Here is a 15,206-nt window from a genome sequence, read left to right as displayed (position 1 = left end):
CCGCCCTCCCGCACGCACTCACCGACCGAGGCACCGGATCCGCCACCCGCGGCCCAAAAGACGCAGGCGCCTGCCCGGCCAGCACAGAAGCGGTCGAACCGGCATCGACGCGCCAAGGGGCGGCTGCCCCGCGCCAAGCGCTCCAGGCCGGGGGCACCGGGCGGCATCGAGTATCACGAGCTGGTGCGCACCGCCACGGACAGCCCAACCCGCGTCATTTGCACCGACTTCAGCCCCGCGCAGGTCCAGATCCGCGAGATCCAGGACATGGCGGCCTTTCTCGGCGCCCACCGGCCGGCCTGGAGCAAGGTGCGCTGGATCCATCTCGAAGGCTTGCAGGACCACACGGTCATCCGCGCCTTCGCCGAGAAATACCAGCTCCACCCCCTGGCGATCGAGGACGTCCTCGACAAGGAGCATCGCCCGAAGCTGGAAGACTATCCGGGGACCGGCGATCTGCCCGGACGCCTCTTCGTGATGGCGCAGGCCGTGCGGCTGGTCAACGGGCAGATCGCCGCCGAGCCGATCGCGTTCTTTCTCGGACGCGCCACCTTGCTGAGCTTCGAGCACTCGGCCTGCGTCGCCATCGAGGAGATCCGACACCGCATCCTGAGCCCAGGCTCACGGGTGCGCCAGAACGACGCCAGCTTCCTGCTCTATGCGCTCATGGACGCCATGGTCGATCGCACCTTCCCGGTCCTCGACGCCTGTTCGCAACGCCTGGAAAACGCGGAGGAAGAAGTGCTCGGGCGGCCCGAGCGCGAGAACCTGCACGCCCTGCACGAGATCAAACGGGATCTGGTCATGATCCGGCGCACCGCCTGGCCGATGCGCGAGCTGGTCGCCCAGCTGCAGCGCGACCACCATGAATGCCTGTCGGACATCGCTCAGACCTACTTCCGCGACGTCCACGACCACTGCGCCCAGATCATCGACCTGGTCGAGACCTATCGCGAGATCGCCAGCGCCGTGACCGAGACATACATCTCGGTCGTGTCCAACCGCACCAACGACATCATGAAGGTCCTCACGGTCATCGGGACCATCTTCATCCCCCTGACCTTTCTCGCCGGGGTCTACGGCATGAACCTCGAAATGCCGGAGACCCATTGGCCACCGGCCTATCCGCTGTTCTGGCTCGTCTGCCTCGTCATCGCCGGCCTGATGCTCTGGCGTTTCAAACGCGGCGGCTGGCTGTAGAAGCCTGGCCGAAACCTGCCGCTGACGTCGACAGACCCAGGGCGGATTCCGCGCACTGATCGCGCCCACGCATCGAGACCCGCTCACCATGACCAGCACCGCCCCACCCGCACAGCAAGGCCGCCGACTCGGCATCGATTTCCTGCGCGCGGCCTGCATCCTCTACGTCGTCGGCTATTGGCACCTCATCCCCTACACGACCGCCCTGCCCGGCTATGCCAATTGGCTCACCGAGGGGTTCAAGTACATCGCGCTATCCACCTTCGTCTTCTGCTCCGGCTTCCTGCTCGCACGTCATCGGCTCAGCCTGGACTGGCAGCATCTGCGCTCGTTCTACCGGCGGCGACTGCTGCGCATCTATCCGCTCTATCTCGTGACGCTCATCCTGTTCGGCGTCTTCGGCATCGCCAGCGCCCGGCAGGTGACGCATGGCGCCTTGCTGATCTCCATGCTCAGCCCCCCGGCGATGCCGACGCTCTGGTTCATCACCATGATCATGGCCTTCTACCTCATCGCGCCCCTGCTGATTCGCACCTCAGACCGTCTTGCGCTCGTCCTCGGAATCGGCGGGCTGCTGATGGCGGCGCTCGTCGCCCAGCACACCTGGGTCAAACACATCGACCTGCGCATCCTGCTCTACCTGCCGGTCTTCGTGCTCGGCATCCTCTATCAAGCGCGTGCCGAGTTGGGTCGGCTGGCCGAGCGCTATCGCTGGCCGTTGCTGATCGCGCTGGCGCTCATGCTCCCGCTGAGCCGGATCGGCAACGAATGGTCGGTCGCCGGGACGCTGATACTCATGCCACTGGCACTCGTGAGCGCGGCGACCATGATGGTGTTCTCCGAGCCCGTCGCCAGCCGACTGCATGGCCCAAGCATCCGCTTGCTCGCCTATGCCAGCTTCGGGCTCTATCTCCTGCACCGCCTGACCTTCAAGGCGGCGATCGCCGCCTATTTCCCAGCGGACGGCTGGAGCCAGGTCGCCTATCTGCTGCTCCTGGTGCTCCCCGCCACCATCCTGCTCGCCGTCGGGATGCAGCGCGCCTACGACGGACTCATCGAGAACTGGGGCGGCAAACGCCACTGAGTCGTTCGCCAAGGAAGTGTCCATCAATTGTTTCCCGCCTTTCTAGTCACGAAGCTCCAGCTTCGTGACTTCGGCGGCTTGCGGCCCTTGATCGGGTCGATCCAGCTTGCAAGATGGGCACGTCCGTCCGGCGTCGAGGCTGGGCTCGATCTCAGAGCGCGGACGTTGCCCATCCTACCGATCCTTGATTGGATCGATCCAGGCGCTGAGCCACCGTCTCAGGCGAAAACCGCAGCCCGTTCCAGCAAGGCATCCAGTCCAGGTTCGTCCGGGTTCCAGGGCTTGCCCGGATGGATGCACTTGGCCGGACAGATCTCGGCGGCCTCGACCAACTGCGCGTAGGTGCCTTTGTCGACGTCGCCGAGCAGGGCCTGCTTGTCCTCGTTGTAGAGGAAGAGCTGCGGATTGATGCGCAGACAGTCGTTACAGCTGGTGCAGAGCGGGGTGTCGATCCAGGGCTCGTCGAATCCGAGGTCGGGCGCCGCCTCGGGCGCGGGTGGCTCAAGCGCGGGCGCCGCCTCCTGTGCGATTGCGCTGGCGTCGACGCCCTCTCCGGCCAAGGCGCGCTCCGGGTTGCGCCCCGACGGCAGGCGCCCGACAGCGGCCGTGAAGTCGAGCCCCATCAGCGTATCCGTCAGGCGCTGCATCGTCTCCCCGGCGGCGCCCTCGCGCACCCGCTCGACCTCGGCGGCATGCGCGGCCTCCAACCGCGCGCGCTCCTCGGCGGCGCGCTCACGCTCCTCCAGCTGCGTGCGCGCGATCGCCAGCTCGACGTAGCGGTTCCTGACGCCGGCCAGCTCTTGCAGCGAGTGCCAGAAGTTGAGCCGATCCCGGCAGGCCAGGATGAGCTGGCGCGAGACCAGCACGCGATGCAGGATGGCGTTGCCGTCGACCGCCCAGAGGTAGGGCAGGCGTTGATTGGCCTCGTCCAGCGGCAGCGAGAGATAGTCGGCCAGCGGCATGAGCGCATCCGAGTCGCAGCCGGGCGGAATGACCCGGAAGTGCTCCCGCAGACGGACGATCAGCATGGCGTAGTCGGCGAAGGTGAAGGCCAGATCCAGGGTCGACTCGACGCCGTTCTCGTCACGGTAGCTGAAGGGGTGCACCGGCCAATCGCGCGCGTCCTGCGGGTTGCCATCGAAGGCGACCCGGCTCGCGGCGAAGTCCCCCGCCGCCGGATTGACGCGAAAGAAGGGGTGCGCGCGTCCCTCGATCCCAGCGCCCGCGACCAGCCAGGCATTGAGCGACAGCAGACTGCTGGGCGGGCGCATGCCCGTGTTGATCAGGTGCAGGCTGGTCTGGGTCGCGTCCAGCGCCTCCAGATAGCCCTGCAGCAGGTTCTGATGGCGCGCCGCCGAGGATTGATTGACCACGGCCTGACGGTGCGCGATGCCGAGATAGCCGAGTTCGGTGCGATAGGACTGGAAGGGATTCTCGTCCGCCAGGGCGCCGGGATTGTTGCTCGGCTGGATGCGAACCAGGATCTGCGCCGGCCGCCCGGAGCTGAGCAGGCGCGAGAGCGACCGCAGACCCTCGCCCGCCACCCGGCTGGCGTCTTCCAGGGCGATGATGCAGGGCACCAGCAGCAGCTCTTCATGGGAGAACGCCTCCCAGCTGAAGCTCGCGAACCAAGGATCGTGCAGATTGGGGTCGTAGATGGCGCCGATCTCGAGCTCGGCGATGCGCACGGCGGCAAAGACCTGGGCGAGCTTCTCGGCCTCCTCGTCGAAGAGCGCCGTGGCGCGCCCGCAGGGATCGGCGTCCACCAGGTGTCTGACGTCGTCGCTCGCCGTCATCCAGTCTTCCGTGATGGCGCCGAGATGGACGAAGCGCACCAGAACCGGGTCCGGGCGCCAGCGCTTGAGCACGCCCAGGGCCTGCTCGATGCGTGCGCGGCGCTCGTCGGACATCTTGCGGGTGCCGCGCGAGTGATCCATGACCTCGGACAGGGCATCGGGGTCGAAGCGATCGCCGCCCGGACCGACGCTGTCGCGCGCGCGGCGCGGCTCGATGGACTCGGTCGACTTGCCCCACTCCACCTCGAACAGCGACTTCAGCCCACGCACACAGCGCGCGATGCGGGCCTCGAACCGCGTGCGGCGCGGCACCACGCGGCTGCGGATGGCATGGATCAGCAGATGGAGCGCCGGGTAGCGTCCGTAGCCCATCACCTCGCCGTCGCCGGCCGCCGCCTGCAGCCGCTCCAGGTCCCTTGCGAGCGAGGCGCGATGCGTTTGATCGAGCCCCAGATGCTGCTGCAAGGCCAATCCGGCCGCCGCCAGCACAGGCACGGCCGGCACTGGCCCCTCGTGCTCGCGCAGGGCCGCGCGCAGGTGATCCTCCAGCCAGGGGATGTGGTCTTTCAGGATCCGCGCCGATTGAGCCTCCGGCGCAAAGCCCTGGACCCTCTCGACCAGCCACCCCGCCAGGCTCCGCGCCAAATCGGCGGCCGGCTGGGCGCCATCCCCCTCGGCGGGCGGGAACAGAAAGAGGGGGTAGTCGTAACGCAGACGATTGGCGTCCCGAAAGGGATCCAGGAGGGCTGGCAGCCAGTCGTCGCCGAGCGGCTCCAGTGCCGCGCGCGCCGCCGGATCCCCCAGGTGGCAATGGCGCAGCCTGAACATCAGCTCACGGGTCGCCTTGGCGTCCTTGACGGCGACCGGCAGGGCGGGGATCCGCTCGCGCGCGGACTCTGGAAACTGAGATCGGCTGGTTTCGATTGGATTCATGGCCATGGCGCTTCACGAAGCCGCAAGAGCGGCACTCAAGGAAGGCTACTCAATCGTCCGAGCCTTCTTTCAGACGGTTGCGCAATCGCCTGGCGTCCGGGAACGGCGCGAAACCGCCCGAGCTGCCGCCATGCGTGCTCAGCGCACTAGGTTACAACGACTGGCCATTCAGCGCCGATTGTGAATCCACCAAAGCCAAGCAACGCGGCGGCGCTTGGCGAATGCTGGCGGCGATCAGCGCATCTGCCGTGCTCGCGTCGCCGATACGTGCGTAAAGTCACACCGCCGACTTGACGGCCTTCGCTATCATCCTTTGTGCTCGCCGGCCGATACACGAGGGCCGCCGCACACCGACCGAGCTGGCCCTGTCACCTGGACCCACGGCTTTACCGCGGGTCGTCGAGCTGTGCACCAGACGAGGACCCCCATCGAGTCAAGCGTGAACGAGACACGACATGCACACACAGATTAGGGCCAACGTCATGGCCGGGCTGATGGGGGGGATGTTCCTGCTCGCCGCAACGCCGGCGCTGAGCGCGGATCTCACCGAACTCAGCATGGAAGAGCTACTCGCCGTCGAGGTCACCTCCGTGGGCAAGAAGACCCAGTCCCTGAGCGACGCCGCCGCCGCGATCTTCGTCATCAGCAACGACGACATCCGCCGCAGCGGCGCGACCTCCGTCCCCGAGGCCCTGCGCATGGCGCCCGGGCTCGAGGTCAAGCGGCTCGACGCCAACAAGTGGGCGATCTCGGCGCGCGGCTTCAGCGGACGCTTCGCCAACAAGCTGCTGGTCCTGATCGACGGGCGGACCGTTTATACGCCGAGCTTCTCGGGCGTCTATTGGGAAAATCAAGACGTGATGCTCGCCGACATCGATCGCATCGAGGTGATTCGCGGTCCCGGGGCGACGCTCTGGGGCGCGAACGCCGTCAACGGCGTCATCAACATCATCACCCGCTCAGCCGCAGCGACTCAGGGCGGACTGCTGATTGCCGGCGGTGGCAACGAGGAGCGTGCCATCGGCGCCCTGCGCTATGGCGCAGAGCCGGCACCCGGCACCTTCGCCAGGGTCTACGCCAAGTACAACGCGCGCGATGCGCTCATCACCAGCCTGGGCGATGACGGGCGCGATGAATGGGACATCGGGCAGGGCGGCTTTCGCGTCGATTCGACCCTGGGCTCGGGCGACCGCGTCACCCTTGAGGGCGACCTCTACCGCAGCAACCTGCGCCAGCAGCTGGAAGTGCCCGACCCGCTCGCGGTGCCGACCTTCAGCGATGCGATCGATGACCATATCAACGCCGAGGGCTGGAACCTGCTTGGGCGCTGGGAGCGGGCGCTCTCCGTGTCCTCGGATGTCTCGCTGCAGCTCTACTATGATCACGCCGAGCGCGAGGAATACTATGTCGCGCAGCGCGCGGACGTCCTGGACCTGGACCTCCAGCAGCGTGCCAAGGCCGGCGAGCGGCACGACATCGTCTGGGGCCTGGGCTACCGCAACATCGCCGACCACTTCAACGACACCGATCTAGTGACCCTCACACCGGACTCCGAGAACCGCGATCTCTGGAGCGGCTTCGTCCAGGACGAAATCGAGCTGCTGCGCGACCGGCTGCGTCTCACCCTGGGCACCAAGATCGAACACAACGACTACACGGGCCTGGAGATCCAGCCGAACGTGCGCCTGCTTTGGAAAGTATCCGAGCAGAGCACCCTGTGGAGCGCCATCTCGCGCGCGGTGCGCACCCCCTCGCGGGCAGAACGCAGCGCAACCGTCTCCACGCGCGTCGCCGACACCGGACTGCCAGCACCCTACCCGCAATCCCTACTGCTCCAGAGCGTGGGCGACACGGGCTACGCGTCCGAGACCCTGATCGCCTATGAGCTGGGCCTGCGGACCACACCGACGCGACGCCTGAGCCTGGACCTCTCGCTCTTCTACAACGACTATGACCAATTGCGGACCTCCGGGACCAGCAGCGATCAGGCGTCGCCGAACGAGGACGGCGTTTTGGTGCTCGAGCTTCCCTTCGCGAACCAGGCCAGTGGTCACGGCTACGGCCTGGAGCTGGCGGCCGATCTACAGGTGCGCGAGGGGTGGCGCCTGGCGCTCGCCTACAGTTATCTCGACCTGGACCTGACGGCGAGTGCCGATACCCTGGACAGCAGCAACGAGACCCAATCACGCACCGACCCGCGCCAGGAGCTCTCGCTGCGCTCGCTCATGAATCCGCGTCCGAACATCGACGTCGACCTGTGGCTAAAATACGTCGATCGGACCTTCCCCGCCTTCGACATCGGCGCCTATAGCAATGAGCCCATCCCCGCCTATTGGACACTCGACCTGCGCCTGGCGTGGCGCCCGCGCGCGGATCTCGAGCTGGCGCTGGTCGGGCAGAACCTCCTGAGCGAGTCGCACCAGGAAGGCTACCAGGACGCCTTTGCAACGGTCCCACTGGAGGTCCAGCGTGGCCTTTACGCCACCCTGCGTCTCGACTTCTAAACAGCGCCCCGATGAGCACCTCGCCGGCATCCAGAGTGGAGAACCTCATAAGCAGAAGCACAAGCCATCTGGTCGGTCTGTTGTGGGGGATGCTGCTGCTCGCCGCAACGCCGGCGCTGAGCGCGGATCTCACCGAACTCAGCATGGAAGAGCTACTCGCCGTCGAGGTCACCTCCGTGGGCAAGAAGACCCAGTCCCTGAGCGACGCCGCCGCCGCGATCTTCGTCATCAGCAACGACGACATCCGCCGCAGCGGCGCGACCTCCGTCCCCGAGGCCCTGCGCATGGCGCCCGGGCTCGAGGTCAAGCGCATCGACGCCAACAAATGGGCGATCTCCGCGCGCGGTTTTAGCAACAGGTTCGCCAACAAGCTGCTGGTCCTGATCGACGGGCGGACCGTCTATACGCCGAGCTTCTCGGGCGTCTATTGGGAAAATCAAGACGTGATGCTCGCCGACATCGATCGCATCGAGGTGATTCGCGGTCCCGGGGCGACGCTCTGGGGCGCGAACGCCGTCAACGGCGTCATCAACATCATCACCCGCTCAGCCGCAGCGACTCAGGGCGGACTGCTGATTGCCGGCGGTGGCAACGAGGAGCGTGCCATCGGCGCCCTGCGCTATGGCGCAGAGCCGGCACCCGGCACCTTCGCCAGGGTCTACGCCAAGTACAACGCGCGCGATGCGCTCATCACCAGCCTGGGCGATGACGGGCGCGATGAATGGGACATCGGGCAGGGCGGCTTTCGCGTCGATTCGACCCTGGGCTCGGGCGACCGCGTCACCCTTGAGGGCGACCTCTACCGCAGCAACCTGCGCCAGCAGCTGGAAGTGCCCGACCCGCTCGCGGTGCCGACCTTCAGCGATGCGATCGATGACCATATCAACGCCGAGGGATGGAACCTGCTTGGGCGCTGGGAGCGGGCGCTCTCCGTGTCCTCGGATGTCTCGCTGCAGCTCTACTATGATCACGCCGAGCGTGAAGAGGCCTATCTCGACCAGCGTTACGACATCCTAGACCTGGATTTCCAGCATCGCTTCAAGGCCGCCGAACGACACGACATCGTCTGGGGCCTGGGCTACCGCAACACCGACGACCGCCTCGAAGACACAGAGATCCTCCGCATCACATCGGCTGCAGAGAACCGGAATCTTTGGAGCGGCTTCGTCCAGGACGAGATTGAGCTGCTGCGCGACCGGCTGCGTCTCACCCTGGGCACCAAGATCGAACACAACGACTACACGGGCTTGGAGATCCAACCGAACATCAGGCTCTTGTGGAAGGCCTCCGAGCAGAGCACGCTTTGGGGTTCGGTCTCGCGCGCCGTGCGCACACCCTCGCAGGCGGAGCGCAGCGCCAGCGTCTCGACGAATGCTGAGGCGACGGGCTTGCCGGCGCCCTACCCGCAGGTCGTCCTCGCCCGGACCGCCGGCAACTCGGGCTATGGATCGGAGTCGCTGATCGCCTACGAGCTGGGCCTGCGGACCTCGCCGACCAAGCGGCTGAATCTGGATCTGGCCGTCTTTTACAACGACTACGACGAGCTTTGGACCACGACCGTCGGGGACACCCTGAGAGTCGCGGACTCCGGACGCTACCTGGTGCTCGACCTGCCGTTCAAGAATCTGGCCAGCGGTCATGGCTATGGCCTGGAGCTGGCGGCCGATCTGCAGGTACGGGACAATTGGCGCCTAGCACTAGCCTACAGCTATCTGGAGCTGGATCTGACGGCGAGCAGCGACTCCTTGGACATCAGCAACGAGACCCTTGCGCGCACCGATCCCCGCCAGCAGGTCTCGCTGCGCTCGCTGATGAATCCGCGCCCCGACATCGACCTTGATCTCTGGATCAGGTATGTCGATCAGACCTACCCCGTGTTCGTCCAGAACGCCCAGCCGATACCCGCCTACTGGACGCTCGACCTGCGCCTGGCGTGGCGCCCGCGTGCGGATCTCGAGCTGGCGCTCGTCGGCCAAAATCTCCTGAGCGAATCGCACCAGGAAGGCTACCAGGACGCCTATGGCGCGGTCCCGCTGGAGGTCCAGCGCGGCCTCTACGCCACCGTCCGCCTGGACTTCTAGACGCGGCCCGCATTCGGCGAATCCCATGCTTCCGGAATCATTCCCGACCAGACCCAGACGCCCGCGCGCGCTCATCCCGCGCCTGCTGCTCGGCTGCGTGCTCGGGGTGGCCTCGGCCCTGGCCCTCGGCGGCGCGGAGGAGAACGAGCTGGCGGCGGCCTATCTCTACAACTTCAGCAAGTTCGTCCATTGGCCATCCAGCGCCATGCGCGATCCCGCCGCGCCGCTGGTCCTCTGCGTCTACGGGCGCACACCCGCGGGCGAGAGCATCGGCGCCCTCGATGGGAAGCTCGCGCAGGGACATCGCATCCGGATCGATCGGCTCTCGCGCGGCGATGCGCTGACGCGCTGCCACATCGTCTACGTCAGCGCCTCCGAGTCGCCCTACCTCAACCCGCTGCTGCGCACCCTGGCCAATCGCCCGGCACTCACGGTGAGCGAGATCCCCGGTTTCGCCGCCGCTGGCGGTATGATCGGGTTCGTCAAAGAGGACAACCGGCTGCGCTTCGAGATCAATCGCGGTAGCGCCGAGGCCGCTGGCCTCAGCCTCAGCTCCCAGTTGCTCAAACTGGCAACGCGGGTGCAGTAATGAAACACAGGGGGCGGCTCAACATGACCTGGCTCGGACGGCTCTCCATTCGCTACAAGCTGATGCTGCTGATGCTGGCGGTGGCGACCATCGTGCTGGGGCTCTCCAGCCTGGTCCACATGCTCAATGAGCGGCAAAACCTCCAGCGCACGGCGCTCAGCGAACTCCAGGCGCTGTCCGACATGGTCGCCTACAACGTCGCCGCCGCCCTGGCCTTCAACGATACCGAGGCGGCACACCGGACCCTGGCCGCGCTCGCCGGCCGCCCTCAACTGGTCGGGGCCTATGTCTATGGCGCGCAGGGCGACCTCTTTCTGGCCTATCCGGACGACGCGCCGCCATCGGACTCACCGAACACGATCCAAGCCAGTGATGGGGTCGCCACCCAAGGCGGGCAGATGGAGGTCGTCCGCACCGTCGAGGTGGATGGCGAGACCATCGGTCATGTCCGTGTCGTGGAGGGCCTCGGGCAGGTCCGTGCCGCGCTGAACCGCACCTTCTGGATGAGCCTGGCCATCTTCGCGGTGGCGGTCGGCACGGCGATGGTCCTGGCGCATTGGCTACAGCGCCTGATCTCACGCCCGATCCTCTCCCTGACGGCGGCCATGGACAGCGTCTCCCGGGAGAAACGCTACGACATCCGGGTCAGCGACCACCGCGACGACGAGATCGGCGCCTTGGTCCGGGGCTTCAACGGGATGCTGGACCAGATCCAGCAGCGCGACAGCGTCCTGGAAGGCTACAACGACGATCTGGAGCGCCAGGTGGCCGACCGCACCCGGGAGCTGGAGCACACGGTCGCGGCGCTGGCCGAGGCGCGCGACCGCGCGGAGGCGGCCAGCCGCGCCAAGAGCGACTTCCTGGCCACCATGAGCCACGAGATCCGCACCCCCATGAACGGTATCCTGGGGATGGCCGAGCTGCTGGTGAAGACGGGACTGGATGAGCGCCAGCGGCGTTTCGCGGAGACCATCCAACGCTCGGGTGACGCCCTGCTGGCCATCATCAACGACATCCTCGATTTCTCCAAGATCGAGGCCGGCAAGCTGAGCCTGGATCGGCAGGACTTCGATCCCCGAGAGCTGCTCGATGACACCACCCAGATGTTCGACGAGGCCGCGAGCGCCAAGGGGCTTCTCCTGAGCGCCCAGCTCGCGCCCGACCTGCCCGCCAGGGTCAATGGAGACGCGGCCCGGCTGCGCCAGATCCTGATCAACCTGGTCGGCAATGCCATCAAGTTCACCGATGAGGGCGAGATCCGCCTGTGCATGAGCTGCCACGAGACCAGCGCCGATGCGCTCAGACTGCGGATCAAGGTCAGGGATAGCGGCCCCGGCATCGATGCGGCACTGCAGGACAGCATCTTCGAGCCGTTCTCCCAGGGCGACGGCTCGACGACGCGCAAATACGGCGGCACCGGCCTGGGGCTGGCCATCTGCCGTCAGCTCGCCCGGCTCATGGAGGGCGACATCCGCGTCGACAGCGCACCCGGACAGGGGTCGTGTTTCACCTTGGAGGCGCAGCTCGCGCCGGTCTCGGCGCTCGCGCGCATCAGCGCCGAGGACAGCCACGCCAGCGCGTCCGAGCGTGACGCGGCCCGCCGATCGGCGTCCACAGGCAAGACCGCCGCGCGCTTGCACGGGCGTCTCCTGCTGGTGGAGGACAATCCTGTGAACCAGGAGATGGCCTCGCTGATGCTGGAGGATCTGGGCTTGGCGGTCAGAATCGCGAGCAATGGGCAGGAAGCGCTCGACGCCTTCCTGGCAGGTGACTACGATCTCATCCTGATGGACTGCCACATGCCGGTGATGGATGGCTTCACCGCGACCCGCGAGATCCGCCGGCACGCCTCCGAGCAAGGCCGGGCGACACCCCTGCCGATCATCGCGCTGACGGCCAATGTCGAGAAAGGCGTGCAGGAGCGATGCGCCGAGGCCGGCATGGACGGCTATCTCAGCAAGCCCTTCAAACAGCGTCAGCTGTTCGAGCGCATCGCGCCCTATCTCCGCGCGGGCGACGCGCACGCCGAAGAGGCGCGTGACACACAGGATCCACAGGTCACGGCCGCGACCGAAGGCGAGCTGCTCGATCCCGCCGTCATCGCGGCCATTCGACGCCTGGGGCAGCCGGGACGCCCGGACCCATTGAAGAAGGTGATCGCGCTCTATCTGGAGAGCGCCTCGGGCTTGCTGGAGCAGCTGCGCAAGGGCGTGGCGGATCATCAAGGGGACGCGGTGCGTCTCGCCGCCCATACACTCAAGTCCAGTAGCGCAAACCTGGGAGCACGCACCCTGTCCACCACCTGCCAGATCCTCGAGAACCACGGCCGAGAGGGCCGCCTGGACGAGAGCCGAGCCGTGCTCGCCCAGGTCGAGAGCCAGCTCGCGGCCGTCTCCGCCGAGCTCACCCGGCTGGCGCAATCGGCGTGAGGGCTGATCCATCATGAACAAGAACCCGGACGGCGAGCGGATACGGGTGCTGATCGTCGATGACGACATCACCTCGCGCTACCTGGTGGTGGCGGCCCTGGAGCAGGCCGAAATGGACGTCATGGAGGCCGATCACGGCCAAGAGGCGCTGACCCTGCTGGGCGACCCACCCTGGCCTGATATCGTGCTGCTGGATGTGATGATGCCCGTGATGGACGGTTTCGCCGCCTGCGCGCGCATCCGCGCCATGCCGGGTGGCGCCCATCTACCCATTCTCATGATGACCGGGCTGGACGACGAGGCATCCATCGCGCGCGCCTACGAGTCCGGCGCGACGGACTTCGTCGGGAAACCCCTGAGCACCCAGCTCCTGCTGCACCGCATCCGCTACATGGTCCGTGCCGGCGCGGCGGCCGAGGCGCTCCTGCACAGCCAGCGGCGTCTGACCGCCGCCCAGCGCATGGCGCGGATCGGCCATTGGGAGTGGGATCTGAGCACCGGGCACCTGTGGTGGTCCGAGCAAGCCCTCGACATCCTGGGCGGGCGTGCCAGCAATGAGTGGCGCAGCCTCGACCCGCTCCTGGCCAGCACCCACGCGCGGGACAAGGCGCGCGTCGCCGCCTGGTTCGAGACACTGGCGCGGACGCTCGCGCCCGCGGAGCTGACGCATTGCATTATCGGCCCGGACGGCGAGGAGCGCTATTTGCGCCAATTCGTCGAGCCTCACCAGGGTGACGCCACGCGCCCGCTGCGTCTCTACGGCGCGGTCCAGGACATCACCCGGCTGCGCGAGGCCGAGGACCATATCCATCGGCTGGCCTACTTCGACAGCCTGACCGGACTGCCCAATCGCGTCTTCTTTCTCCAATTCCTCGAACAGACCCTCAAACTCATTCCGCGCCACCAGCGCCCCGGCGCGTTGCTCTTCCTCGACCTCGACAACTTCAAGCAGGTCAACGACACCCTCGGGCACCCGAGCGGAGACCTGCTGCTGCAATCCGTGGCCGAGCGCCTGGTCGGCAGCCTGCGCGCGGTCGACCTGGTCTCGCGCTTCGAGGGCGTCGACGAACGCCAACACCTGGCTCGCCTGGGCGGCGACGAGTTCGCCCTCCTCCTGCCCGAGATCAACTGCAGCCAGGATGCGGCGCGCGTCGCCACGCGGATCCTCGACGCCCTGTCCGCGCCCTTTTCGCTCTTGGGCAATGACGTGGTGATCAGCCCGAGCATCGGCATCACGGTCTTCCCCGAGGACGGCACCGGCGCCTCTGACCTGCTGCGCAACAGCGACCTCGCCATGTATCACGCCAAGCGCGCCGGCAAGAACACCTTCAAGTTCTTCGATGCCTCCCTGAACCAGGCCGCACTGACGCGGCTGCGCACGGAAAACGCCCTCCGTCATGCGCTCGAGAACGCCGAACTGCGCCTGCACTTCCAGCCGCAGCTCGATGCGCGCACCAGCCAGATGCAGGGCCTCGAGGCGCTGCTGCGCTGGCACAATCCAGAGCTTGGCGAGATCTCGCCAATGGTCTTCATCCCCATTGCCGAGGAGACCGGACTCATCCTCTCGATCGGCGAATGGGTCATGCGATCCGCCTGCCAGCAGCTTCGGGAATGGCAAGCCCAGGGGCATCGCATTCAGCGCGTCGCCGTCAACGTCTCCGCCTGTCAATTCAAGGACAAGACGTTCACGCACCAGGTCGAGCGCATCCTGGCCGAAACCGGCCTGGATCCGAGCTGCCTGGAACTCGAATTGACGGAGAGCATCCTCATGGGGCATGCGGAGGAGTCCATCCAGACGCTCCACCAGCTCAAGGCCCTGGGGGTGCAGCTGGCGATCGACGACTTCGGGACTGGCTATTCGAGCCTCAGCTACCTCAAGCGCTTTCCGATCGATCGGCTCAAGATCGACAAGTCCTTCATCTACAACATCGAGAACGACCGCAACAATGCCGCCATCGCGCAGGCGGTCATCGCCATGGCCGCGACCATGTCGCTGCATGTCACGGCGGAGGGCGTCGAGACGCTTGAGCAACTGCAATTCCTCAGCGCCCGATCCTGTGGCGAGGTCCAGGGTTTTCTGTTCAGCAAACCCGTGCCGGTGGAGGAGGTTCCCGAAACCATCCGGCGGCTGCACAAGACGCTGCATAGAACGCCGCTGGAATCCAGCGATGGAGGCAGCCGGGAACCCGAGTGATGTCCGATCCTGAATGCAGCCAAGCGATGAGAGGAGACCGGACATGCCGCGACCGCGGGGGATCGAGCACGACAGCCTGAGCGACTACCGCGAATGGGAGGGCGACTGGGAGCTGATCCAGGGAATGCCTCTGGCAATGGCGCCCTCGCCTGGCATCGAGCATCAGCGCGCCAGCATGCGCATCAGCCGACAGATCGATCAGACACTGGATGATTGTCCGCACTGCGAGGTTCTGTTCGAGCTCGAGGTCGAATTCTCGGACGACACCGTCGTCCGACCCGATGTGCCCGTCATCTGCCATGCCCCCGACGGAGAGCGCCTGACGCGCGCGCCGGAGCATTTCAGTGCGCTCTGGCGCCGTCGCGCCTAACGCCCCGCAGACCGACGGCGCGCCCG

Annotated in this window: 9 protein-coding genes; 8 read left to right on the top strand and 1 reads right to left on the bottom strand. The window is 66.5% G+C overall.

What is annotated here, in order from left to right:
* Both corA and CKO23_RS17250 read left to right on the top strand, forming a co-directional pair.
* Positions 1–1,200 (top strand): magnesium/cobalt transporter CorA (gene corA, locus CKO23_RS17255; RefSeq protein ID WP_200333063.1); only part of this gene is annotated, 1,200 nt, incomplete at its 5' end.
* A gap of 88 nt (positions 1,201–1,288) precedes the next feature.
* Positions 1,289–2,284, top strand: coding sequence for an acyltransferase family protein (locus CKO23_RS17250; RefSeq protein WP_200333062.1), 996 nt, complete (start codon positions 1,289–1,291; stop codon positions 2,282–2,284).
* Positions 2,285–2,502: 218 nt separating this feature from the next.
* Here the strand turns inward: CKO23_RS17250 and CKO23_RS17245 are convergent, their stop codons facing one another.
* Entirely contained in the window at positions 2,503–5,013 is a 2,511-nt protein-coding gene (locus tag CKO23_RS17245) for a ferredoxin (protein WP_207168592.1), read from the bottom strand.
* Between the two features lie 455 nt (positions 5,014–5,468).
* Between CKO23_RS17245 and CKO23_RS17240 the strand changes: the two genes are divergently transcribed.
* The 6 genes from CKO23_RS17240 (at position 5,469) to CKO23_RS17215 (ending at position 15,180) form a co-directional block, all read left to right on the top strand.
* A complete protein-coding gene (locus CKO23_RS17240; protein WP_242482516.1) occupies positions 5,469–7,517 on the top strand; it encodes a TonB-dependent receptor plug domain-containing protein in 2,049 nt (682 codons plus the stop codon).
* Between the two features lie 89 nt (positions 7,518–7,606).
* Positions 7,607–9,598 (top strand): TonB-dependent receptor plug domain-containing protein, encoded by a 1,992-nt coding sequence (locus tag CKO23_RS17235; protein WP_200333060.1) that lies wholly within the window; start codon positions 7,607–7,609, stop codon positions 9,596–9,598.
* A gap of 25 nt (positions 9,599–9,623) precedes the next feature.
* Positions 9,624–10,187 carry a YfiR family protein gene (locus tag CKO23_RS17230; RefSeq protein WP_200333059.1) on the top strand — a complete coding sequence of 188 codons (564 nt, stop codon included), beginning with the start codon at positions 9,624–9,626 and terminating at the stop codon, positions 10,185–10,187.
* A 23-nt stretch (positions 10,188–10,210) separates the two neighbouring features.
* Positions 10,211–12,616, top strand: a complete 2,406-nt coding sequence (locus CKO23_RS17225) for an ATP-binding protein (RefSeq protein ID WP_200333058.1) — start codon at positions 10,211–10,213, stop codon at positions 12,614–12,616.
* A gap of 13 nt (positions 12,617–12,629) precedes the next feature.
* Positions 12,630–14,810 carry a putative bifunctional diguanylate cyclase/phosphodiesterase gene (locus CKO23_RS17220; protein ID WP_200333057.1) on the top strand — a complete coding sequence of 727 codons (2,181 nt, stop codon included), beginning with the start codon at positions 12,630–12,632 and terminating at the stop codon, positions 14,808–14,810.
* Between the two features lie 43 nt (positions 14,811–14,853).
* Entirely contained in the window at positions 14,854–15,180 is a 327-nt protein-coding gene (locus tag CKO23_RS17215) for a Uma2 family endonuclease (RefSeq protein ID WP_200333056.1), read from the top strand.
* Positions 15,181–15,206 lie beyond the last annotated feature (26 nt).

The organism is Thiocystis violacea, assembly GCF_016583565.1.
In the GTDB taxonomy this organism is placed as follows: Bacteria; Pseudomonadota; Gammaproteobacteria; order Chromatiales; family Chromatiaceae; genus Thiorhodococcus; species Thiorhodococcus violaceus_A.
This window is presented reverse-complemented; position numbering and strand designations above follow the sequence as displayed.

Bases quoted from the DNA above. Each gene is read 5' to 3' on its own strand.
- CKO23_RS17225 (WP_200333058.1), top strand. From the start codon at position 10,211: ATGACCTGGCTCGGACGGCTCTCCATTCGCTACAAGCTGATGCTGCTG.
- CKO23_RS17235 (WP_200333060.1), top strand. From the start codon at position 7,607: ATGCTGCTGCTCGCCGCAACGCCGGCGCTGAGCGCGGATCTCACCGAA.
- CKO23_RS17240 (WP_242482516.1), top strand. From the start codon at position 5,469: ATGCACACACAGATTAGGGCCAACGTCATGGCCGGGCTGATGGGGGGG.
- CKO23_RS17245 (WP_207168592.1), bottom strand. From the start codon at position 5,013: ATGAATCCAATCGAAACCAGCCGATCTCAGTTTCCAGAGTCCGCGCGC.
- CKO23_RS17220 (WP_200333057.1), top strand. From the start codon at position 12,630: ATGAACAAGAACCCGGACGGCGAGCGGATACGGGTGCTGATCGTCGAT.
- CKO23_RS17250 (WP_200333062.1), top strand. From the start codon at position 1,289: ATGACCAGCACCGCCCCACCCGCACAGCAAGGCCGCCGACTCGGCATC.
- CKO23_RS17230 (WP_200333059.1), top strand. From the start codon at position 9,624: ATGCTTCCGGAATCATTCCCGACCAGACCCAGACGCCCGCGCGCGCTC.
- CKO23_RS17215 (WP_200333056.1), top strand. From the start codon at position 14,854: ATGCCGCGACCGCGGGGGATCGAGCACGACAGCCTGAGCGACTACCGC.